Below are 22,884 nucleotides of genomic sequence, written 5' to 3'. Positions count from 1 at the left end.
GGTGGGGACCATGGCCATCAAGGTTCATCTCGCACAGCGGCCTGAGGCCGACGACCTGCTCGGGCGCAGCCCTCTCGCCGCGCTCATCGGAATGCTGCTCGACCAGCAGGTCCCGATGGAATGGGCCTTTTCCGGGCCCTACACGATCGCGCAGAGACTCGGTGCCGCCGACCTGGACGCCCATGACATCGCCGCGTACGACCCGGAGCGGTTCGTGGCGCTGCTGTCAGAGAAGCCTGCGGTGCACCGCTACCCGGGGTCGATGGCCAAGCGCGTGCAGCAGCTCTGCCAGTACCTGGTCGAGCACTACGGCGGTGACGCCGAGGCCGTCTGGCGGGACGTCGACTCGGGCAAGGAGCTGTTCAAGCGCCTCAACGCGTTGCCGGGGTTCGGCAAACAGAAGGCACAGATCTTCCTCGCGCTGCTGGGCAAGCAGTACGGCGTGCACCCGGACGGCTGGCGTGAGGCGGCCGGTTCGTACGGGGACGAAGGTTCGCATCGCTCCGTCGCCGACATCACGGGTCCGGAGTCCCTCGCCAAGGTCCGCGCCTTCAAGCAGGAGATGAAGGCCGCGGCCAAGGCGAACAAGTAGCCGCCCTCGGCGCGCCGGTATGCCAAGACCCTGGCGTACCAGGACTCTCGCCTATCAACCGCGACCCTCCCGGCGCGGCTTTGCCGTGTTTTTGCCAAAAATGCGGGCAGTGATGGAACGCATTCGATGCGTCCGGAACTCGCCGAGGGAGCGGAGGTCCCCGTTGTGAAGCGCCTGGCCGTCGTACCATCTCCTACTTGCCGTCCGTGACGTCCTCCCCCGGTGCCCGGGGGAGGACGGACGGGCGGCGTCCGAATCCGAGCTCATCGCTGGGGACCGTGGGACACGGATGTCCATCAGGGCTTCCGTCCACGGCGAACCATCGGGATGATGAATACCTGACACGACCGGTGTTGTGATGGAGGTGGGAGCGCTAGCCTGCTCCCATTCACTCATAGTGATGAAAAATTGCCGCGCGGTACGGGACCCTCTGGGGCGGAGGTGTTGTCCATGAGCACCGAGACGTCCGTTCCGCATCCCCGGGTCTCGGGGGTGGAGGGCCAGTCCATGGATGCGTCCGACTCCGCTCTGTACGCGACGTTGCTCAAGGAGGCCCCCGCCGGGCTGGCGTTCTTCGGCCCCGATCTGCGCTGCCGGCGGGCCAATGACGCGCTCGCCGCGATGCTGGGCGTGTCCGTCGGCGACTTGCAGCAGCGGCGCCCTGCGGAGAGCCTGCCCGAAAGCGTGGCGAACGCCTTCGAGGACGCCCTCCGCAGAGCACTGTCCGGCGACGAGGGCCTGAACGAGAACGAGGTCGACCTCGTCGTGCGCGCCTCCTCTGGCGCTCCTCCTGAGGCCACGGGAGCCCTGGGCGTCCCGTCCCCAGGCGACCCGGCGGCGAGCGTGGGGACGGGCGGTGCCAGCCCGGACATCCCGGTACAGGCCACAGGACCGCACGCAGAAGCCACATCAGACATCCCAGGCACGCCCGACGCGGCCGGGCCGGGCTCGGCGGCGGACGACGCCTCGCCGCTCGCTCCCGAGGCCCGGGCGGTCGGGCCGGTGCTCGCCGAGCCCGTCCTCACGCCCGGCCATGACGAGCGCATTCTCTCCTGCACGTGGCTGCCCGCCCGCAGCCCGGAGGGCGAGCCGATCGGCGTGGTGCTGACCGCTCTGGACATGACCGAGCGGCGGCGGGCCGAGGAGGTCATCCGCCGCAAGGAACAGCGCTACCGCTCGCTCGTGGAGGCCAGCGCCCAGGTCGTGTGGGTGGCCGCCCCCGCCGGCGGGGTCATCGACGACGCGCCGGAGTGGCGCGGGATCACGGGCCAGACGCCGGACGAGTACGCGGCCGGCGGCTGGCTGTCGGTGGTCCACCCCGAGGACCGGCCGCGCATCGAGGCGATCTGGCGCGAGTGCGTCACCGAGAACCGGGTCTTTGAGACCAACTACCGGATCCGCACCAAGAGCGGGACGCACCGGCACTTCGACGTGCGCGCCGTGCCGATCTGGCGGGGCGGCGAGGTGATCGAGTGGGTCGGTGCCAACACCGACGTCACCGGGCAGCGTGAGGCTGAGGAGATGCGCGGGCGGCTGACCGAGCAGCTGTCGGCGGCGGCGCTGCGCACCGCGCGGCTCCAGCAGGCCACCTCGATGCTGGCCGAGGCGCTCACCGTCTCCCAGGTCGTGCAGGTGATCACCGAGGTGGGCCGGTCCGCGATCGGCGCCGACTACTCCGCGGTGGCGCTGCTCGACGACGACAAGCTGCGCCTCAGCATCGTCACCCCGTCCCAGCCGGGCGCCGAACGCGACGCGCGCCCGGACGGCCGGTCCCCTTCGGCCGAGGACATCAAGGTCAGCGACCAGACGGTGCTGTCGGTGGCCGTGCGCGAGAGCCGGCCGTTCCTGGCCGAGCATCCCGACAGCCTGCGCCTTCAGCTCGGCCGGGACGAGATGGGCCTGTTCCTCCAGCACACGCAGGAACGCGCGTGGGTGGGCCTGCCGCTGCTGGCGGCGGGAGCCCCGATCGGCGCGCTCAGGTTCTCCTTCACCAGGCCGCGCGAGATCACCGAGGAGGAGCGGGTCTTCCTGGAGGCGCTCGCGGGCCAGTGCGCGCTGGCCGTCGAACGGGCCCTGCTGTTCGAGCGTGAGCACAAGACGGCCGAGGAGCTGCAGCGCAGCCTGCTGCCGAGCGATCTCCCGCAGTTGCCGGGCATGGTGCTGGCCGCCCGCTACAACCCCGCGACCAGGCACGTCCAGGTCGGCGGCGACTGGTACGACGTGTTCCGGCTGCCCGACGACCGGCTGGCCGTAGCGGTCGGCGACGTGATGGGCAAGGGCGTTCTCGCCGCGGCCGGAATGGGACGCGTCCGCAACGCCCTGCGCGCCCTCGCGCTGAACGATCCGCGTCCGGCCGCGGTGCTCGCCGGACTCGACCGGCTGTTCAGCGCGACCGAGACCGAGGAGCAGTTCACCACCGTCGCCTACGTGGTCATCGACCCCGAGACGGGCCGGGGGGCGTTCAGCAACGCCGGCCATCCGCCGCCCCTGCTGATCTCGCCGGACTCGCCCGCCCGGGTCAGCGAGCTGGAGCCGGGAACGCCGCTCGGCTGGCCGAGCCAGCGGCAGCAGACAAGTTTTTCCGTCGAGACCGGCAACACTGTGGTGTTCTATTCCGATGGACTTGTGGAGAACCGTAGGCGTGGGGTGGACGCCGGGCTGGAGGAACTGGTCGCCGTCGCGGCGGACGCCCCACCTGAAGTGGTAGGAGATCCAGAGAGACTCGTCGACTTCCTGGTCGATCGGATGCTTGCCGGGTACGAGCAGGTGGACGATGTGACCGTACTTGCGCTGCACGTCCCGCCGAAGCCCGTGTGAAGCCCGCCGAAGACGGCGTGATGACGGTGTAGTACGTACGAAGGACCGTCCCGCGCCCTCTAAGGTGGTGTGTTACCGGGCAGGACATCGAAGGCGGAATGCGCAGCCGTGCCAGAATGCTTGACCCTAGTAAGAGCGGGTACGCTGCGGTCCCGCACAAGGTGGCCCGCCCAGGTGTGTGGTCCCACCCAGTGTGAGGCCGGGCCCGTCAGGGCACTTGGGTCAACCAAGCCACACGTTCGTTCGAGAGGTATTTGTGTCGCCTGCTAGCTCGACCTCGAAAGCGTCAGATCTGCACGAGCACGTCATCGCGCAACTGATCGAGCGTGGACGGTCCCAGGGTTACCTCGAAGCCGACGACGTACGACGTACGTTCGAGGAGGCCGACATCCCCGTGTCGAAGGCCTCCAGCATCTTGCGGAGCCTCAGCAAGGAGGGTGTGACCGTCATGGTGAGCGCTGCCGACTCCGCAGCGCCGAAGCGTCCGCGCAAGCAGCGCGCGGCGCCGACGGCGCGCAGGCCCAAGACCGCCGCTGCCGCCAAGGAGCAGCCCGACACGGTGACCGCCGTCGTGAACGACGACGCTCCCGAGGAGACCGCCGCGCCCAAGCCGGCGGCCCGCAGGCCCGAGCCCCGCAAGGGCCCGGCCAAGCCCAAGAAGGCCGCCGCCAAGAAGGGCGCCGCCGCGGCGGGCGCCCCGAAGGGCCCGGCCAAGAAGGGCGACGATCCGGAACTCGACGACGAGGTCGGCGACCTCGACGACCTCCAGGACCTCGAGGTCGACCTGGCGGAGGTGACCCCGGCGGTCGAGGCCGCCGAGGTCGACTCCGACGAGGAGGACGCCCCGGCGGCGGCCCCGGTGGCCGCGGCCAAGGCCGCCCCGGCCGGGAAGGCCGCGGCGGACGGCGCCACCCCCGCCAACGAGGAGGAGGCGTTCGTCCTCGGCGACGACGACGAGGACGCCCCCGCCCAGCAGATCGCGGCGGCCGGCGCGACCGCCGACCCGGTCAAGGACTACCTCAAGCAGATCGGCAAGGTCCCGCTGCTCAACGCCGAGCAGGAGGTCGAGCTCGCCAAGCGCATCGAGGCCGGCCTGTTCGCCGAGGAGCGGCTCGCCGCCGACGGCTCGGTGATGTCGGAGGAGGACCTCGAGGACTTCGAGTGGATCGCCGAGGACGGCCGCCGCGCCAAGAACCACCTGCTGGAGGCCAACCTCCGGCTGGTCGTCTCGCTGGCCAAGCGCTACACCGGCCGCGGCATGCTGTTCCTGGACCTGATCCAGGAGGGCAACCTCGGCCTGATCCGGGCGGTCGAGAAGTTCGACTACACCAAGGGCTACAAGTTCTCCACGTACGCCACCTGGTGGATCCGGCAGGCGATCACCCGCGCGATGGCCGACCAGGCCCGCACCATCCGCATCCCGGTGCACATGGTCGAGGTCATCAACAAGCTGGCCAGGGTCCAGCGGCAGATGCTCCAGGACCTGGGCCGCGAGCCCACCCCGGAGGAGCTGGCCAAGGAACTCGACATGACCCCGGAGAAGGTCGTCGAGGTCCAGAAGTACGGTCGCGAGCCCATCTCGCTGCACACCCCGCTCGGTGAGGACGGCGACAGCGAGTTCGGCGACCTCATCGAGGACTCCGAGGCGATCGTCCCGGCCGACGCGGTCAGCTTCACGCTGCTCCAGGAGCAGCTGCACTCGGTGCTCGACACGCTGAGCGAGCGCGAGGCCGGCGTGGTGTCGATGCGGTTCGGCCTTACCGACGGCCAGCCCAAGACGCTCGACGAGATCGGCAAGGTGTACGGGGTGACCCGTGAGCGCATCCGGCAGATCGAGTCGAAGACCATGTCCAAGCTGCGGCACCCGTCGCGCTCCCAGGTGCTGCGCGACTACCTCGACTGATCGGCCGTGTGATCCAGAGGCCGCCGTCCATCCGGGCGGGGCCCCTGGATCACCCGTGCCGGTTGACCGGGAGAAATTCTCCAGGTCAACCGGCATTTCGCCATGTACCGCACCTTTATCCTCCACGTACCTGGCTGGATCCGGCGCTGCGGTCGCTGCGGGCCGTATCCGGGTCGAGGAGGCGTGGCGGATCCGCCCGACTCGCGTGCCCGCGCGGGGCAGGCGGCGGCTTCACGGTCTACGCCCGAACGCGAGCAGGCCGCCCGCGACCCGCTGATGCGTGCCGCGGCCCTCTGGCCGGCCGACCCCGCCCCGTGGGAGGTCATGCTCTGGCTGGCGCTGGGACTCGACCTGGAGCGCGAGGAGAAGGATGCCCTATGGCGCAGGCCGGCACCCGCCATCCAACGCTGTACCGGGCGCACGTCGCCCCGCGTCGTGAGCCCCTCCCCGCAGTGGGGCGGCAAGCGAGATGACGGCCGCCGCGCACCGTGTCGGCCAGTGCGTCAAGGCGTGCCGCCACCTCAACGTGGCCGCTGCTTAGGATCGCTCTGGGAGAGGCTCGAGCGCTCTGGAGAGGCCCAGGCGCTCAGTTGTGCAGGATGACGTCGAGGTTGGTGCCGTTCAACTCGACCGTGTGGCCCAGGTCGGCGACGGCCTTGAGGAGCTCCTCGGGGGTGCGGGGCGCGGAACCGGCCTTGATGAGGTCGTGCGCGATCTTGCCGCGGGTGGCCTTGGCCATGTGGCTGACGACGGTGCGCTTGGGCGTGCCGTGCAGGAGGCGCTCGCGGAACACCCGCACGGCCACGGCGGGCTGCGGGGCCTTCCAGGCCGTCGCGTACGGGCCGGAGCGCATGTCGACGATGAGACCGCCCCGGCGGCGCGAGGCGCCGTTCAGGGAGGCCAGGGCGTCGTTCAGGGCGGGGCGCCATAGGGCGGCGAGCCTGCCCGCGGGCGGGAGCGTCACGCCCATGGCCAGCCGATACGGCGGGATCCGGTCGGTGAGCCGCAGGGCTCCCCAGAGGCCGGAGAACACGATGATCTGCCTGGCGGCGGCCCGCCGGTCCAGGTCCGGCAGGTTCAGCTGCTCGTACAGGACGCCGGTGTACAGGCGCGCGACGGGAAGCGTGGGCGCCTGGTAGAGCGCCCGGTTCCGGGCGAGCGCCTCGCTGATCTGCCCGGTGGGGAGACCGAGGACGTCGGGGGCGTCATCGCGCGCGCACGTTTCGCCGAGCGCCGCCAGCACCCGCTCGCGGGCCGGGTTGAGCTCGGGGAAACTCAGCGACCCCAGGTCGAGGGGACGGCCGTTCCCCTCAGCGGCCTTCTTCTCCGATGGCGGCAGCAGAATACGCACGTTCCCCCCGAAATTATGACACCTAAGGTCCCTCTAGGGTGCTGGGCATGACCGACCGGGAGCTACCGCAGCTCGGAGACCTCAGCGGCCCCAGCATGCCCAACGGATCCAGTGGATCCGGCGGGCTCGCGGCGCCCGGCGGGCTTGACGGACTCGACGGGCTTGTCGCCGCGGCCTGGCCCGCCCCATACGTCCAGGATATTGGCGGTTGGCTGCTGCGGCACGCGGACGGCGTCACGAAACGGGCCAACTCCGTCCTGCCCCTCGAGGCGCCGGAAGCCCTGGACGAGGCGATTGCGCGTGCGGAGGGCTTCTACACCGAACGCGGGCTGCCCACGGTGTTCTCCATGAGCGGACAGAGCCGTCCGAGCGGGCTGGACGCGCTGCTTCACGCGCGCGGCTACGAACTGGTCGATCCGACCCTGGCGATGACCACCGAGATCACCGGCCCGTATAGGGAGGACGGTGCGGCCGGGGTCGCCGGGGTCGTTGTGGAGGACGCCCCCTCACGGGAGTGGCTGGAACGGTGGTGGGCTGTGGACGGCCGCTACGCAGAGCAACTGCCTGTCGCGGAGAAGATCCTGACGGGCGTCCCGGCCGGATACGCCTCGCTGGACGGTGCGGCCGTCGGCAGGGCCGTTCCTCAGGGGGAGTGGCTCGGGATCTATGCCATGGCGGTCGCGCCCGACGCGCGGCGCCGCGGGCTGGGCCGGCGTGTCCTGGGCGGGCTACTGGACTGGGGAGGGACACGCGGCTGCACGCGCGCCTACCTGGTGGTCATAGCGCGGAACGCGGCTGCGCGGGCCCTCTATGAGAGTGAGGGTTTCGGTGTCAGCGGCGGATACCACTACCGGATCAAGCCGCTCCCCGCGCGATGATCAATTCGCGCGAAGATCTCGGAGAGTCCGGAGGGTCACGGAGATCTCCGAGCATCCCGAGTCAATTCGTCGATACTTTCTGTGATGAGTCCGTCACTATATGAAGTCATCTCCGATTTTCCGGTCACGCCGGGACACCCGAAATGCGAACGGCGGCCACCGTCTCCGGTGACCGCCGCCGAGGGATTCTTTTATGTCGATGCCTACCGTTCGTCCTCTGTGGCGGTAGCCGGGGTTTCGGTCAGCCTGTCGGTCTCATCCTGAATGTCGGCCCCGTTGGAGCGGAGCGCCTCTGCGTACTTGCGCCCGTGGTGGGCGCAGAACAGAAGGTCGCCGCCGCCTACAAGGACTGCACGGACGTAGGCCTGGGCGCCACAGCGGTCGCAACGGTCGGCGACGGTCAGCGGCTTGGTTGGGGCAAGGGCTCCAGTCACGGCACCTTCCTCATGCTCGGGGTCGGTACTTAGGAGAACATCTAACCCGACGCAGACGTTCCCAATCTGTTCGTACGTACGCCCACAGCAGAATGGGGCTATTAGTGACCGAGGTCACAGCCGGACTTGGGAAGTCAGGCGGCGTCCCAACGGAACAGCCGTACCGCCACCAGGGAACCCACTACCGCCACGCCCAGGAGCACACCGATTTGCGGTAGCGCCGATGCCGGGCCGAGTCCCCGGCCCATGACGTTCAGCATCCCCTCGTTCAGGTAGCGCAGCGGGAAGATGTACGACAGGGTCTTCAGCCAGCCGGGCGCGTCGTCCAGGGGGAAGAACGAGCCGCCCAGGAACGCCATCGGCAGCACCACCAGTTGGGTCACGCCCTGCGCCGCCTCCTGGGTCTTGGCCCACGCCCCGATCACCATCCCGATCGCCAGGAACGCCAGCACCCCCGACAGCACCATCGGGATCGCCATCCACCAGTACTCCTGGAGCTTGAGCCCGAAGAACGGAAGCTGGGCCACCAGCAGGAACAGCGCCATCTGCACCAGCGCCACCACCAGGCTGACCGCGACGCGCGCCCCGAACACCGTCGAGATCGGCGCCGGCGACAGCCGCAGCCGCCGCAGGATCCCCTTCGTCCGCCATGTCACCAGCGTCTGGGACGCCCCGAAGACGCCCGCCGACGCCAGTGCCCAGCCGAGCAGGCTCGGGGTGAAGAACTGGATCGCCTTGAGGGAGTCGTCCTCCACCTGCTGCGAGGCGAGCTTGTAGACCGGCGGCTTCCCGCTGGCGCTCTGGTTCTCCGACTGCACGATGGACTGCATCAGTCCCCGCGCGGTCCCGGACCTGACCTGGTCGGCCGCCGAGTAGTGGACGGTCAGGTCGGTGCCGCGCTGCTCCACCACCGCGTCCGCGTCGCCCTTCTCGACCTTCCTCAGCGCCGCGGCCCGGTCGGTGCTCTTCTCGACCTTCATCACGCCGTGCAGCTCGCCCGCGCCGCGCGCCAGGGCCTGGTCGACGACGGGCACCGGGCCGACCTCGACCAGGGTCACCCTGGAGGTGGTCTGGTGCCCGAAGATCCCGCCGAAGATGACCAGGAACATCAGCGGGAACAGCACGGTGAAGCCCAGCGCCGTCCGGTCCCTGACGAAGCCGAGGAACATCGCCCGGGACAGGCTCTTGAAGCTGCCGAAGGTGCTCACGCCCGGTACTCCCGTCCGGTCAGGTCGAGGAAGACGTCCTCGAGGGTGGCGCCGCGGATCTGCACGCCCGTCAGGGCGTTCTCGGCGGCCATCGCGGCGACCACCGCCGACGGGTCGCGGGTGGAGATCACCAGGGACACGCCGTCGTCGGCGACCTCGTCGGCCCCGGGCAGCCGGCGCGCGGCGTCAGCGGCCAGGACGCCGGTGGCGATGCTGATCCGGGCGGGCGCGTCCAGCCCGCGCACCAGCACCGGCGGCGGCCCGAGCTTGAGGATCGTGCCCCGGTCCATGATCGCGACCCGGTCGCAGAGGATCTCGGCCTCGTCCATGTAGTGCGTGGTCAGCACGATGGTCCGGCCCTCGGTGTTGATCTTCCGGAGCACGTCCCAGAGGTTCCGCCTGGCCTGCGGGTCCAGGGCGGCGGTCGGCTCGTCCAGGAAGAGCAGCTCGGGATCGTGCACGAGCGCGCACGCGATGGACAGCCGCTGCGCCTGCCCGCCGGAGAGCTTCTCCACCCGGACGTCGGCCTTGTCGTCCAGCCCGACCGCCTCCAGCATGGCGTCGGCCTTCTTGGCGGGCACGCCGTACAGCGAGCCGAACGTCTGCAACTGCTCGCGCGCGGTGAGCCGCTCGAAGAACGAGGACGCCTGGAGCTGCACCCCGATGCGGGGCAGCAGCTTCGGGTTGCGGGGCCAGGGGGGCAGGCCCAGCACCGACAACTCGCCCGCGTCGGCCTCGCGGAGACCCTCGATGATCTCCAGGGTGGTGGTCTTGCCCGCTCCATTGGGGCCGAGGATGCCGAAGAACTCGCCTTCGGCCACCTCGAAGGAGACTCCGTCGACGGCCTGCACGTCCCCGTAACGCTTGCGCAGGCCCTCGACCGCGATCGTGTATGCCATGATCTGGACATTAGAGATGCGGGTGTCCGCGCGGGATCCATCCACCGGTGGACACCGCACTTTCCACCCGCTTCGCCCGGCCGGTCCGGAACCCGCCCCGAACGCGCGTGGCGGCGAGCCTGCCGGAGGACTGTCGGCACCCGGGGGTACCCTGCTGGCGGCAGTTCACCTTTCACCGCCCGGACCTGCCTCGCCCCCGAGGAGCACACGCACGTTGACCGCCGCCACCGCCGAAGCGCCCACTGACGACACGCACGGCTACTCCGCCCGGCACCTCTCGGTGCTGGAGGGCCTGGAGGCCGTACGGAAGCGACCCGGTATGTACATCGGGTCGACCGACAGCCGCGGCCTGGCCCACTGCCTGTGGGAGATCGTCGACAACTGCGTCGACGAAGCCCTGGCCGGCCACTGCACCCACATCAGCGTGGTCATGCACGCCGACGGGTCCTTCTCGGTCGGCGACAACGGCCGCGGCATCCCCGTCGACCTGGAGCCCAAGACCGGCCTGGCCGGAGTCGAGGTCGTGATGACCCGGCTGCACGCCGGCGGCAAGTTCGGCGGCGTGTCCTACACCGCGTCCGGCGGCCTGCACGGCGTCGGCGCGTCGGTGGTGAACGCGCTGTCGGCCCGGGTCGACGTCGAGGTCGACCTCGGCGGGGAGACCCACGCGATCAGCTTCCGGCGCGGGGTGCCCGGCGAGTTCGCCGACGACGGCCGGCCCAACGCCCGGTTCAAGAAGCGCTCCGGCGTCCGGCAGGTCCGCAAGGTCGCCAAGAAGACCACCGGCACCCGGGTCCGGTTCTGGCCCGACATGCAGATCTTCATCAAGGACGCGACGGTCGAGCAGTCGCTGGTCCTGGACCGGATGCGGCAGACCGCGTTCCTCGTCCCCGGCCTGACCATCGACGTGCGCGACGAGCGCGGCGAGGAGCTCGTCGAGGAGACCTTCCGGTTCGACGGCGGCATCAGCGAGTTCTGCTCCTACCTGGCCAAGGACGCCCCGCTGCTGGAGGTGCTGCGGCTGCGCGGGCGCGGCCACTTCACCGAGACGGTCCCGGTCCTGGACGACCAGGGGCACCTCACCCCCACCGACGTCGAGCGCGATCTCGAGGTCGACGTCGCGGTGCGCTGGGGCACCGGCTACGACACCGACGTCAAGTCGTTCGTCAACGTGATCGCCACCCCCAAGGGCGGCACCCATGTGCAGGGCTTCGACCGCGCCCTGGTCCGGGTGCTCAACGAGCAGCTCCGCGCGGTGAAGCTGCTCAAGAACGGCGACGAGAACGTCCTCAAGGAGGACATCCTCGAAGGGCTCACCGCCGTGGTGGCCGTCCGGCTGCCCGAGCCGCAGTTCGAGGGGCAGACCAAGGAGATCCTCGGCACCTCGGCCGCCACCCGGATCGTCACGCAGGTGGTGTCCAAGGAGCTCAAGGCGGTCTTCGAGACGCCGGCCCGCGGGCAGAAGCAGCCGCTCCGGGCGGTGCTCGAGAAGATCGTCGGCGCGGCCAAGACCCGCATCTCCGCCCGCACCCAGCGCGACAACCAGCGCCGCAAGAACGCGCTGGAGAACTCCGCGCTGCCCGCCAAGCTCGTCGACTGCCGCACCGCCGACGACCGCAGCGAGCTGTTCATCGTCGAGGGCGACTCGGCGCTCGGCACCGCCAAGCTGGCGCGCGACTCCGAGTTCCAGGCGCTGCTGCCGATCCGCGGCAAGATCCTCAACGTGCAGAAGGCGTCCGTCGCCGACATGCTCAAGAACGCCGAGTGCGCCGCGATCATCCAGGTGATCGGCGCCGGCTCCGGCCGCACGTTCGACCTCGACTCGGCGCGCTACGGCCGCGTCGTCGTCCTCGCCGACGCCGACGTCGACGGCAGCCACATCCGCTGCCTGCTGCTGACCCTCTTCTACCGCTACATGCGGCCGATGCTGGAGGCGGGCCGGATCTTCTCCGCGGTCCCGCCGCTGCACCGGATCGAGCTGATCAAGCCGAGGAAGGGCCAGGGAAAGTACATCTACACCTACACCGACGGCGAGCTGAGGCGCCGGCTGGTGGAGCTGGAGCGCAAGGGACAGCGCTGGAAGGAGCCGATCCAGCGCTACAAGGGCCTGGGCGAGATGGACGCCGACCAGCTCGCCGAGACGACCCTCGACCCGAGGCAGCGGATGCTCCGCCGGATCAGGGTCGAGGACGCCGAGGAGGCCGCCAAGGTCTTCGACCTGCTGATGGGCAGCGACGTCGCCCCGCGCCGCGAGTTCATCACCGCCGGAGCCTCCGAACTCGACACCGAGCGCATCGACGTGTGACCCGGGTGGCACGTGGCACCCGGGTGGCATGTGTGACCCGGGTGGCACGTGGAACTTCTGGGGTGTACCTGCTGCCACCGCAGGTCGGCCACTGACGCTACCGACATGACCCTTGCCGCACCGGCACCGTGGACACCACGGAACCGGATGCGGCAAGGGGCGTGTGATGGAGTCGGTGGTCCTGGGCCTGTGGGAGGCCGCGGGAGAACGGGTGGAGCCGTGGCTGACGCTCCCGCCGGTCGCGGTCGCCCTGGCCGGATGCCGCTTCTGCGGCACCGGAGCGGGCGTCGACGACGTGCTGACCGCCGCCGGCCGCCGGGATCCGGCGGCGCTCCTCGTTGCGCTGCTGTGGCTCGTTCCGTGGTCGCGCGTGCCCGGGTGGACGCTCGCGCTGCCGCGGCCCCGGAGAGGACGCCAGGGGACCTCCTGGACCGGTCGCTTGGTCGGGGACCGGTTCCAGCGGGCATGCGGGCTCTTCAGCCCGGTGCGGACCTTGAAGGGTTCAGCGCTCGCGCAGGGGGGACACGGCCTCTCCACCCTCCGGTGGAGCTTCAGGACTCCAACCCGGGTCCGATCCGCGCCGGACGGGCGGTCCTTAGCGTTGAGGCATGAACACGCTGGACAGTGTGCTCCTCGCCATCGCGGTTCTGGCCCTGGTCCTCTACCGGCAGCTCCGGACGAGGCGGCTCGACGAGGGCCGCCTCTACGTCCTCCCCGTGTTCCTCGGCGTCGTCGGCCTGTTCCAGGGGAGCCTGGTCGACAAGGTGCACCCGGCGCTCAGCATCGGGCTGCTCGCCGTCGAGGCCGTCGCCGCGCTGGCGCTCGGCGGGCTGCGCGCGGTGACGGTGCGGATCTGGCGGGACGAGCGCGGCGTGCTCTGGAAACGCGGCAACGGCTGGACCGCGGGGGCCTGGCTGCTGTCGATCGCGGTCCGCGCCGGGATGATCGGAGCCGGATACGCGGCGGGGATCGTTCCGGGCGCGGGCGGCGTGCTGCTCTTCCTCGGCCTGACCCTGCTGGCGCAGAACCTGCTCGTCGGATGGAGGGCCAGGCGGCTGTCGCCGGCTTCAGCGTCTAGCGTCGTGCCGTGAGATTCGGCGGGTTCACCCTGTGCCGGTGGCACGCGCAGCTGTTCGTCATCGTCCCCCTGCTGGTCTGGGCGGCGGCCTCCTACGTCCGCAGCCTCTACAGCACCGAGCCGCGACCGTCCCTGCACGGGGCCGGTCTGCTCGTCGTCGTGCTCAACGTGGCCACGGTCGCCGCGCTGTCGGCGGGCCTTTGGCTGACGCGCAAGGAGGCGGGCCAGCCGCGGTGGCGCGCGGAGTCGCTGCTGCTGACGGCCATGGCGACCTCGCTGTGGCAGTACGCGATCTCGCCGGACGGCGGTGCGCCCTACGTCTTCGCCATGATCGCGCTGTGGTCGCTGCTGCACCGGTTCAACCTGGCCCTGGGGATCGCCTCGACCGCGGCGACGGCCCTGACGATCGGGCTGCTGGGCGCGCTGTTCCGGACGGACGGCGCGGAACTCGGGCTGATGGCGGCGTTCGTGGGGGTGGCCTTCGGCGCGCTGGGAGGCCGCCAGAGCAAGGAGGCGAGGGAGGCCACGCAGAGGGCCGAGGCCGCCAACGCCGTGCTCGCCGAACGGTCCCGTATCGCCCGCGAGATCCACGACATCCTGGCGCACTCGCTGTCGGCACAGGTCGTCCACCTGGAGGGGGCGCGGATGCTGCTGTCGCGCGAGGGCGACCGGGTGCAGGCGCTGGACCGGGTCGAGCGCGCCCAGCGGCTGGCCCGCGCCGGCCTGGAGGAGACGCGGCGGGCGCTCGCGACGCTCCGCGGTGACGCCCCCGCCCCCGAGGAGGCCCTCGCCGAGCTGGCCGAGGAGTTCTACGCCAGCACCGGCCGGGCCTGCGAGATCGAGGTGACCGGGGAGCCGCGCGAGCTGTCGCCGCAGGCCGGCCTCGCGGTCACCCGCACTGCGCAGGAGGCGCTCACCAACGTCCGCAAGCACGCGCCCGGCGCCCGCGTCCACGCCGCGCTGCGCTACCTGGAGGGCGTGGTCGAGCTGGACGTGGCCGACAGCGGCGGCACCGAGCCGGTGCTGGAGGTCCTGGGCGGCGGCTACGGCCTGGTCGGCATGAGGGAACGGGCCGAGCTGATCGGTGGGACCCTGGAGACCGGACCGGAGGACAAGGGATTCCGGGTGTTGCTACGGGTGCCGCTGTGACGGAGAAGACGAGGATCCTGGTCGTCGACGACCAGACGGTGGTGCGGGAGGGGCTGGTGCTCCTGCTGGAGCTGCTGCCCGGCATCGAGGTGGCGGGCGCGGCGGGCGACGGCGAGCGGGCCGTGCAGATGGTCGCCGAGGTGCGCCCCGACGTGGTGCTGATGGACCTGCGGATGCCCCGGATCGACGGGGTGGAGGCGACCCGGCTGATCAAGCGGGCGCATCCGGAGGTGGAGGTCGTCGTGCTCACCACCTACGCCGACGACGATTCGATCTTCGCCGCGCTGCGCGCCGGGGCCCGCGGCTACCTGACCAAGGACGCCGGTGCGGACGAGATCGCGCAGGCCGTCCGGGCCGTGCGCGGGGGAGCCTCGCAGCTCGACCCGGCCGTGCAGCGCCGCCTGGTCGAGGCGGTCGCCTCGGGCGAGCGCCCGGCGCGCGGCGGCGGCCTGCCCGACGGCCTGACCCGGCGCGAGGCGGAGGTGCTCGCGCTGATCGCCCGGGGCCGGTCCAACACCGAGATCGCCGGTGACCTGTTCATCAGCGAGGCCACGGTCAAGACCCACATCAACAACCTGTTCGCCAAGGCGGGCCTGCGCGACCGGGCCCAGGCCGTCACCTACGCCTTCCGCCACGGCTTGGCCGCCCCCTAGGCGATCGTTCTGGTCTGGCCGACGGGTGGTGGGACGAGAGCGCTTGCCAAGCAAACGCTTGATCGGAGATGCTGGCCGCGACCACAGCGGGAGGGGCGGGCCATGCCGGACCAGGAGCACATGAAGGGCGCGTTGCAGCGCTACGTGGACGGCTTCAACGCGGGCGACGCGGCGGCGGTCTCGGCGCTGTTCGCCGACGACGCGGTGGTCGAGGACCCGGTCGGGCATCCGCAGGTCGTCGGCCGGGAGGCGATCGACGCGTTCTACGCCAACGCGGTCGGCGCGGGGACCAAGCTCTCGCTCGACGGCCCGATCCGCGGGTCCTACGGGGACCGGGCGGCGATGGCGTTCACCGTCGCGGTCCCGGGCATGGGACTGCGGATCCGTGTCATCGACGTCATGACCTTCGGCGCGGACGGGCGGATCGTCCGCATGGAGGCCCATTGGGGCCCGGACGACCTCGAGGGGTGACAGGCCCGTGACAACGCAGTGTCGAGCGAGGTCCGGACGGGGGATGACCGGGTGTTGCCACGTCCGGATGAGGCCAAGGGTGATGGGTTGCTTGAGAAACGATCCTGTTTTTAGATCGCGTCTGCGAGCACTTGTATGACGCGTGTCACATGGATCCCGGCGCGCGTCACTCCGGGGGCCGGCCTGTGATCCACCGGGATTGATCACCCCGCACCGTCACGCCATACGCCGGAAGCAGCGACCTGGGCCGATTTCTAGGAGGATCGATGAAGGCCCTAGTCAGACGTATCGGCACACCCACCCTCGCGGCGCTTGCCGCGATCGGCCTCACCGCGGCCACCGCGTCCGCGACCACCGTCCACCGGGACACCGCGGCCGGAGCCAGCTACTCCGGCCCGTACCAGATCACCAACATCGGCGCCCTGACCATCTCGGGTTCGGGCATCACCGCCAGTTGCTCGGGCGTCGACCTGCGCGGCGACCTGACCTCGTCCGGCACGGGCACGCTCACCAGCGCGTCCGTCACCGGTTGTACGAGCTCGCTGGGCAACGCCACGGTCAAGTTCCTCAACCTGCCCTACACCCAGGGCAGCCTCACCCAGGGGAACGGGCCCGCCGGCAGCGACGGCAAGCTCACGTTCAGCGACCCCAACCTGTCCATCCAGGCGACGTTCTCGCTGGGCACGTGCACCTACGGGTTCGGCGGCTCGACCACCAGCCTGAGCTTCAACGTCTTCAACCGTGACAACGCCGGCCGCCCGAACAGCGCCGACGATCTCCAGGGTCAGATCCTCAACGCCGGACTCAACAAGACCGGCGGCTCGGTGCTGTGCCCGGGCAGCGCCACCGCCAACGGCATCGGCAAGGCGCGCGGCAAGGTCACCACCGGTGCCGCCACCTACGACCAGAAGCTCTACCTCACCCCCTGAGAAAGGAAGCCGCTCCCCGGGGACGGAGCTGAACGAGCCGTCCTCTGAGCACGATCCCCCCGGGCCACTTCCGTCCCCCCCCGGAAGTGGCCCGGTCCCGCCGTCGTCCCGTTCGAGAAGCCCGCTCCTTCGACCCCAACTCACAGAAGGCGACCAACACGTGAAGCTCTTCTCACGCACAGCGGCCACGGCGGCGCTGGCGGCCCTCGGTCTGGCGGCGCTCACTGGCACCGGTACCGCCGCACCGGCCGCACCGGCCGCACCGGCGGCGGCGCAGCCGCCGACCCCGGCCTTCAACATGAAGGACGACTGCCCGGCACTGCCCTCCGGCGCCGAGCACCCGGAGTGGTGGACCTGCCTGGTCATGGTCGTCGCGGGCGGCTCGATGAAGCTGGGCGGGATCTCCCAGCAGTTCACCCAGCCGATGCGGATCGCCGTCCAGGCCTCGCCGGACGCGATCACCGAGGTCGCGATGACCGGCGAGCCGATGACGGTGCCCGGCGGCGTCCTCGGGATGCTCGGCCTGCCCTCGTGGCCGGGCGCCGACGAGATCCCGGGCATCAAGCTCCAGGTGAAGCCGGAGTACGCCGGCGGGTTCAAGCTGGAGCTCCCGAACGCCTCGGTCAGCATGCGGGTGCAGATCCTCAACCTGCTGGTCGGCGACAAGTGCTTCATCGGCACCGAGGCCGACCCGATCAAGTTCAACATGGCGATGGATCCGAACAAGCTCGTCGTGGCGGCCCCGGGCGACCCCGCGCACCCGATGGACGACCCGACCGTGCTGTACGGCGAGGCCGAGGACAAGACCTTCACCGTGCCCAAGACCGACGGCTGCGGGCTGGTCGGGCCGATCGCCGACTGGAAGGCCGGCCTGCCGTCCCCGGCGGGCAAGAACGAGGCGAGCTTCCAGTCGTTCATCGCCATCGCCCCCTACGCGGTGGACGCCACCGCCCGCCGCTCCGACCCCCGCACGCTCAAGATCGGCTGATCGTCCCGGCCGTCCCGTGCAGCTCATGCCCGTCCCGTCCCGCGGGGCGGGCGTGATCGCGTTCGGGTCGATTCCGTCCTGCCCGGCTGATAGAAGGTGATCATTCGTCGAGCAGGAAGGAGTCAGGCCCATGGACGACCACCGGATGTTCCACGGTCTGCCGGTGGTGCCGGTCGATGACGATCCCCCCGAGCACACCCTCTTCAGGCTTGCCGACTACCAGCAGATCCTGGCCATTCGGCTGCGCCTGCTGGAATCGGACGAGGAGGCCGCCGCGGAGGTCGACCGGTTCGCGCTGAAGCTGAGGGACCTCGCCCGGCAGATGACCGAAGACGGCCTCCGCCACGGGCCGCCAGTGGCCTGGCGGATCGCCGCCGAGGACCGTGCTCGCTACGGCGGGGTCTCCGTTCCCTTCGACGAGGTCTTCGAGCGCTTCCTCTACCAGGTCGACACCACCCAGGTGACGGCCCTGGTCGTCGGCTTCTGGGGTGGGCTCCACGAAACGGACAAACCTGATCCGGTGGAGCTGCTGGTGAAGGCGGCCGACGCGCTGCCGGAATTGCGCGCGGTGTACCTCGGCGACATCGGGGCCGACGAGCAGGAACTGTCCTGGATCATCCACAAGGACGTCACCCCGCTCATCGAGGCGTTCCCGAACCTGGAACGGCTCGATGTGCGCGGCGGGGGGATGTGGCTCCGCCCCTTCCGCAGCGAACGGCTGAAGACCCTGCGGCTCATGTCGGGCGGGCTCCCGGCCGACGTGGTCCGGGCCGTCGCCGCGTCCGACCTGCCGGCTCTCGAACGGCTGGACCTGTGGCTAGGCGACCCGCACTACGGAGGCGACGCGGCCGTCGCCGACCTGCTGCCCGTCCTGAGCGGCGAGCGGCTGCCGGCGCTGCGCCACCTCGGCCTGGAGAACAGCACACTGGAGGACGAGATCGCCGCGGCGGTCGCGGGAGCGCCGATCGTCGCGCGGCTGGAGACGCTCAGCCTCGCGCGGGGCCTGCTGACCGACACCGGCGTGGAGGCTCTGCTGGCGGGCCAGCCGCTCACCCACCTGGAGAAGCTCGACCTGCACCACCACTACGTGGGCGAGCGGATGGCCGGGTGGGTCCGCGACCTCCTGCCCGGCGTCCAGGTCGACCTGAGCGACCGCATCGTCGTGAACGAGGGCTACGCACCGTACGTGGAGGACTCCGAATGACCCGGAGCCCCGGATCCGCGCGGATGTCGGCGGATCCGGGGCCCTGAGCCCGGAGGTCGTGGGTCGGTCACTCCTCGGCGGGCGGCTCGCCTTCGCCTTCGCCTGAGCCGTCCGCGCCGGCGCCGGACTCGTCACCGGCGGAGTCCGCCCCGGCGGGTTCGCCGCTCGCGGCGTCGCCGGGGAACGGGCCCAGCGGGCCGCTGATCGCCGCCACGCTCTTGTCGAGCTTCTCGCCGGAGCCGTCGCGGCGGCCCAGCTCGGTGGTGAGGGTGAGGAACGTGCCGTCGGCGCCGATGGCGCGGAGCGGGACCGGGCCCGCCCAGGCCATGATCAGGGAGTCCTCGCCCTTGAGGAAGCGGTGCGACCGGACGCCGCCGGTGGCGCGGCCCTTGGCCGGGAAGTCGGCGAAGTCGGCCACCTTGATCGCGCCGGTCTGGGTGCCGGGCAGCGCCGAGGACGAGCCGGAGATGGTCACCACGCGGGACTCGCGGCCGGGGTCGAGCGCGCCGAACCAGACGACGTGCGCGTCGGTGGCGAGCTTGACGCCCGCCATGCCGCCGGCCGGGCGGCCCTGGGGGCGGACGTTGGCGGCGCTGAAGTGCAGGAGCTGGGCGTCGCTGGTGATGAAGACCAGGTGCTGCTCCTCGGAGAGGAGCTGGACGGCGCCGACGACCGTGTCGCCGTCCTTGAGGCCGATCACCTCGAACTCGTCGCGGTTGGCGGGGAAGTCGGGGGCGACCCGTTTGACCACGCCCTGGGCGGTGCCGAGCGCCAGGCCGCCGCCGGTGTCGGCGATGGCGCCGACCCCGACCACGGTCTCGCCCGGCGCGAGGTCGACGTACTCGGTGACCGGGGCGCCGCCGGCCAGGGACGGCGGGCTCGCCGACGGCGGCAGCGTCGGCAGGTCGAGCACGTCGATCCGGATCATGCGTCCGAGCGAGGTGACCGCGCCGATCTGGCCGCGCGCCGTGGCCGGGACGCAGGCGAGCAGCACGTCGTGCGGGGCGCGGGCGCCCTCGGTCGCCAGCGGCTCGGGGCCGTGCGTGCGGGCCATCAGCCCGGTGGACGACAGCAGCACCATGCACGGGTCGTCGGGCACCTCCAGCGGCACCGCGGCGGCCTTGGTCTGGCCGGACGCCTCCAGCAGGACGGTGCGGCGCGGGGTGCCGAACTCGGAGGCGACGTCGGCCATCTCGCGCGAGACCACCGAGCGCAGCTTCTTCTCGGAGTCGAGGATCGCGGTCAGCGCGGCGATCTCGCGGCGCAGCTGCTCCTTCTCCTTCTCCAGCTCGAGCCGGTCGTAGCGGGTGAGCCGGCGCAGCGGGGTGTCCAGGATGTACTGGGCCTGGATCTCCGACAGCTCGAAGATCTGCATCAGCCGCTGCTTGGCCTGCCCGGCGTCGTCGCTCTGCCGGATGACCTGGATGACCTCGTCGATGTTGAGCAGCGCGACCAGCAGGCCGTCGATCAGGTGCAGCCGGTCCTCGCGCTTGCGGCGGCGGAACTGCGACCGGCGCCGGACCACGTCGAGGCGGTGGCCGACGTAGACCTGGAGCAGCTCGCGCAGGCCGAGCGTGCGCGGCTGGCCGTCGACCAGCGCGACGTTGTTGATGCCGAAGGTCTCCTCCATCGGCGTCAGCCGGTAGAGCTCGGCGAGCACGCCCTCGGGGTTGAAACCGTTCTTGATCTCGATGACCAGGCGCAGCCCGACGTTGCGGTCGGTGAGGTCCTTCAGATCGGCGATCCCGTTGATCTTCTTGGCGTTGACCAGTTCCTTGATCTTCGCCTTGACCCGCTCGGGGCCGACCGCGTAGGGCAGCTCGGAGACGACGATGCCCTTGCGCCGCGGGGTGACGCTCTCGATCCGGGTGGTGGCGCGGGTGCGGAAGGTGCCGCGGCCGGTCAGGTAGGCGTCGCGGATCCCGTCCAGCCCGACGATCTTGCCGCCGGTGGGCAGGTCGGGGCCGGGCACGAAGCGCATCAGGTCCTCGAGCGAGGCGTCCGGATGGTCGATCAGGTGCCGGGCCGCGGCGACGATCTCGCCGAGGTTGTGCGGCGCCATGTTGGTCGCCATGCCGACCGCGATGCCGGACGCGCCGTTCACCAGCAGGTTGGGGAACGCGGCGGGCAGGACCTCGGGCTCGGTCTCCTGGCCGTCGTAGTTGGGCCGGAAGTCGACGGTGTCCTCGTCGATGGAGGCGACCATCTGCATCGCCGCGCGGGACAGCCGCGCCTCGGTGTACCGCATGGCGGCCGGCATGTCGTCGCCGCCGAGCGATCCGAAGTTGCCGTGCCCGTCGACCAGGGGGATCCGCATCGCCCAGGGCTGGGCCAGCCGCACCATCGCGTCGTAGATGGCGCTGTCGCCGTGCGGATGCAGCTTGCCCATCACCTCCCCGACGACGCGGGCGCACTTGACGTGCCCCCGCTCGGGGCGCAGCCCCATCTCGTTCATCGAGTACAGGATCCGCCGCTGGACGGGCTTGAGCCCGTCGCGCGCGTCGGGAAGCGCCCGCTGGTAGATGACCGAGTAGGCGTACTCGAGGTAGCTTCCGCGCATCTCCTCGGAGACATCGACGTCGACGATGTTCTCTTCGAAGTCCGGCGGCGGGGGAGGGGCTTGGGATCCGCGTCGTGCCATGAGCACATTGTTGCCGGTCCGGGGGACATCTTTCGCCCGCCCCACCCGGCGCGCCGCCGCGGTTGGCCGATTCGCGCCGGTTTCCGGCCCCGCGGCGCCCGCCCCCGGGCTCGTGGGGGACGGCCGTCACGTGGGACATTGTCGCTGGAACGGATTGGTTTCGCAGCGGCCCCGTGCGCCGCGTCCCGCCGGAGGTTTCATGAGCGCGCTGGCCGATTTCCAGAACGAGATCTACCTCAAGGGCCTCGGAGATGTGCTTCCCGAGCTGCCCACCGACCTGACCGGGCTGGAGGGGCTCGCCGAGCGGAGGCTCTCGGCGCAGGCGTTCGGGTACGTGGCGGGCTCGGCGGGCAGCGAGGCGACCGCGCGGGCCAACCGGGCCGCGTTCGACCGGTGGCGGATCGTCCCGCGCATGCTGCGCGACGTGGCCGAACGCGACCTGTCGGTGCGCGTGCTCGGCACTGCGATGCCCGCGCCGGTGCTGCTGGCGCCGATCGGCGTGCAGTCGATCCTGCACCCGGACGGTGAGCTGGCGGTGGCGCGGGCGGCGCAGGCGGCCGGGGTGCCGATGGTGCTGAGCACGGCCTCCTCGTACGCGATGGAGGACGTGGCGGAGGCGAACGGCGACGGGGCCCGCTGGTACCAGCTCTACTGGCCCAAGGACCGCGACCTGGCCGTCAGCTTCCTGGAACGGGCGAAGGCAGCCGGGTACACGGCGCTGGTGGTCACGCTCGACACCTTCACCCTGGCGTGGCGTCCCCGCGACCTCGACCAGGCGTACCTGCCGTTCCTGCGCGGCATCGGCGTGGCGAACTACTTCAGCGACCCGGTGTTCCAGCAGGCCGTCGGCGGGCCGGTCACCGACGCCAACCGCGACACCGCCCTGCTGCACTGGATCGCCAACTTCGGCAATCCGTCGCTGACCTGGGAAGACCTGGCGTTCCTGCGGGAGCACTGGGACGGCCCGATCGCGCTGAAGGGCATCCAGCATCCCGACGACGCGCGGCGTGCCGTGCACGCGGGGATGGACGCGGTGATCGTGTCCAACCACGGCGGCCGGCAGGTGGACGGAGCCGTCGCCTCGCTCGACGCGCTGCCCGCGGTGGCGGACGCCGTGGGGAACCAGATCTCCGTGCTGTTCGACAGCGGCGTCCGTACAGGTGCCGACGTCGTCAAGGCGCTCGCGCTGGGGGCGCAGGCGGTACTGGTGGCTCGTCCGTACGCCTACGGCCTGGCGCTGGGCGGTGAGGCGGGTGTCCGGCACGTGCTGCGCTGCATCCTCGCCGAACTGGAGCTGACGATGACGCTGTCCGGGCTCACCCGCCCGGACGAGCTCAGCCTGGACACCCTCGTGCGCGCGTGACCCCCGTACCCGCCTGACAGA

General features: G+C 70.9%; 18 protein-coding genes. 13 read left to right on the top strand and 5 right to left on the bottom strand.

Features of this window, described 5'->3' with window-relative positions:
- The first annotated feature begins 10 nt into the window (after positions 1 to 10).
- The 3 genes from OHA34_RS12480 (at position 11) to OHA34_RS12470 (ending at position 5,312) form a co-directional block, all read left to right on the top strand.
- Positions 11 to 592, top strand: coding sequence for an HhH-GPD-type base excision DNA repair protein (locus tag OHA34_RS12480; RefSeq protein WP_285941297.1), 582 nt, complete (start codon positions 11 to 13; stop codon positions 590 to 592).
- Positions 593 to 1,042: 450 nt separating this feature from the next.
- Entirely contained in the window at positions 1,043 to 3,409 is a 2,367-nt protein-coding gene (locus OHA34_RS12475) for a SpoIIE family protein phosphatase (protein WP_329521675.1), read from the top strand.
- 256 nt (positions 3,410 to 3,665) lie between these two features.
- The gene (locus tag OHA34_RS12470) at positions 3,666 to 5,312 is read left to right on the top strand and encodes an RNA polymerase sigma factor (RefSeq protein ID WP_285941295.1); all 1,647 of its coding nucleotides are present in this window, start codon (positions 3,666 to 3,668) and stop codon (positions 5,310 to 5,312) included.
- A gap of 586 nt (positions 5,313 to 5,898) precedes the next feature.
- Here OHA34_RS12470 and OHA34_RS12465 read toward each other — a convergent pair.
- Positions 5,899 to 6,663 (bottom strand): YaaA family protein, encoded by a 765-nt coding sequence (locus tag OHA34_RS12465; RefSeq protein ID WP_285941294.1) that lies wholly within the window; start codon positions 6,661 to 6,663, stop codon positions 5,899 to 5,901.
- A 47-nt stretch (positions 6,664 to 6,710) separates the two neighbouring features.
- On the opposite strand from OHA34_RS12465, the gene OHA34_RS12460 reads away from it, so the two are divergent.
- Positions 6,711 to 7,541 carry a GNAT family N-acetyltransferase gene (locus tag OHA34_RS12460; RefSeq protein ID WP_329521674.1) on the top strand — a complete coding sequence of 277 codons (831 nt, stop codon included), beginning with the start codon at positions 6,711 to 6,713 and terminating at the stop codon, positions 7,539 to 7,541.
- Between the two features lie 203 nt (positions 7,542 to 7,744).
- Here OHA34_RS12460 and OHA34_RS12455 read toward each other — a convergent pair whose 3' ends face one another.
- The 3 genes from OHA34_RS12455 to OHA34_RS12445 form a co-directional block, all read right to left on the bottom strand.
- Entirely contained in the window at positions 7,745 to 7,975 is a 231-nt protein-coding gene (locus OHA34_RS12455; RefSeq protein WP_285941292.1) for a DUF7455 domain-containing protein, read from the bottom strand.
- 134 nt (positions 7,976 to 8,109) lie between these two features.
- Complete coding sequence (locus tag OHA34_RS12450) at positions 8,110 to 9,183, bottom strand: ABC transporter permease (protein WP_329521673.1); 1,074 nt, start codon at positions 9,181 to 9,183, stop codon at positions 8,110 to 8,112.
- Positions 9,180 to 10,082: an ABC transporter ATP-binding protein gene (locus tag OHA34_RS12445; RefSeq protein ID WP_329521672.1), complete on the bottom strand. Its 903-nt coding sequence runs from the start codon at positions 10,080 to 10,082 to the stop codon at positions 9,180 to 9,182. Before OHA34_RS12445 ends, OHA34_RS12450 begins: the two co-directional genes overlap by 4 nt.
- Before the next feature lie 214 nt (positions 10,083 to 10,296).
- Here OHA34_RS12445 and OHA34_RS12440 point away from each other — a divergent pair, with 214 nt between their 5' ends.
- The 8 genes from OHA34_RS12440 (at position 10,297) to OHA34_RS12405 (ending at position 18,859) form a co-directional block, all read left to right on the top strand.
- A complete protein-coding gene (locus tag OHA34_RS12440; protein ID WP_329521671.1) occupies positions 10,297 to 12,387 on the top strand; it encodes a DNA gyrase/topoisomerase IV subunit B in 2,091 nt (696 codons plus the stop codon).
- 608 nt (positions 12,388 to 12,995) lie between these two features.
- Complete coding sequence (locus tag OHA34_RS12435) at positions 12,996 to 13,478, top strand: hypothetical protein (protein WP_285941288.1); 483 nt, start codon at positions 12,996 to 12,998, stop codon at positions 13,476 to 13,478.
- The gene (locus tag OHA34_RS12430; protein WP_285941287.1) at positions 13,475 to 14,614 is read left to right on the top strand and encodes a sensor histidine kinase; all 1,140 of its coding nucleotides are present in this window, start codon (positions 13,475 to 13,477) and stop codon (positions 14,612 to 14,614) included. Before OHA34_RS12435 ends, OHA34_RS12430 begins: the two co-directional genes overlap by 4 nt.
- Positions 14,611 to 15,267 (top strand): response regulator, encoded by a 657-nt coding sequence (locus OHA34_RS12425; RefSeq protein ID WP_285941286.1) that lies wholly within the window; start codon positions 14,611 to 14,613, stop codon positions 15,265 to 15,267. The genes OHA34_RS12430 and OHA34_RS12425 overlap by 4 nt, the downstream gene beginning before the upstream one ends.
- A 102-nt stretch (positions 15,268 to 15,369) precedes the next feature.
- The gene (locus OHA34_RS12420; RefSeq protein ID WP_285941285.1) at positions 15,370 to 15,738 is read left to right on the top strand and encodes a nuclear transport factor 2 family protein; all 369 of its coding nucleotides are present in this window, start codon (positions 15,370 to 15,372) and stop codon (positions 15,736 to 15,738) included.
- Positions 15,739 to 16,004: 266 nt separating this feature from the next.
- Positions 16,005 to 16,667, top strand: a complete 663-nt coding sequence (locus tag OHA34_RS12415; protein ID WP_285941284.1) for a hypothetical protein — start codon at positions 16,005 to 16,007, stop codon at positions 16,665 to 16,667.
- A gap of 160 nt (positions 16,668 to 16,827) precedes the next feature.
- Complete coding sequence (locus OHA34_RS12410; RefSeq protein WP_329521670.1) at positions 16,828 to 17,655, top strand: hypothetical protein; 828 nt, start codon at positions 16,828 to 16,830, stop codon at positions 17,653 to 17,655.
- Positions 17,656 to 17,785: 130 nt separating this feature from the next.
- Complete coding sequence (locus OHA34_RS12405; RefSeq protein WP_285941282.1) at positions 17,786 to 18,859, top strand: STM4015 family protein; 1,074 nt, start codon at positions 17,786 to 17,788, stop codon at positions 18,857 to 18,859.
- A 67-nt stretch (positions 18,860 to 18,926) separates the two neighbouring features.
- Here the strand turns inward: OHA34_RS12405 and OHA34_RS12400 are convergent, their stop codons facing one another.
- Entirely contained in the window at positions 18,927 to 21,500 is a 2,574-nt protein-coding gene (locus OHA34_RS12400) for a DNA gyrase/topoisomerase IV subunit A (RefSeq protein ID WP_329521669.1), read from the bottom strand.
- Between the two features lie 199 nt (positions 21,501 to 21,699).
- Here OHA34_RS12400 and OHA34_RS12395 point away from each other — a divergent pair, with 199 nt between their 5' ends.
- Positions 21,700 to 22,863 carry a lactate 2-monooxygenase gene (locus OHA34_RS12395; RefSeq protein WP_285941280.1) on the top strand — a complete coding sequence of 388 codons (1,164 nt, stop codon included), beginning with the start codon at positions 21,700 to 21,702 and terminating at the stop codon, positions 22,861 to 22,863.
- Positions 22,864 to 22,884: the final 21 nt, after the last annotated feature.

It is taken from the genome of Spirillospora sp. NBC_01491 (genome assembly GCF_036227065.1).
Classification (GTDB): domain Bacteria; phylum Actinomycetota; class Actinomycetes; order Streptosporangiales; family Streptosporangiaceae; genus Spirillospora; species Spirillospora xylanilytica.
Note: the sequence above shows the minus strand (reverse complement) of the source record. Positions and strands in the feature narration are given on the sequence as shown.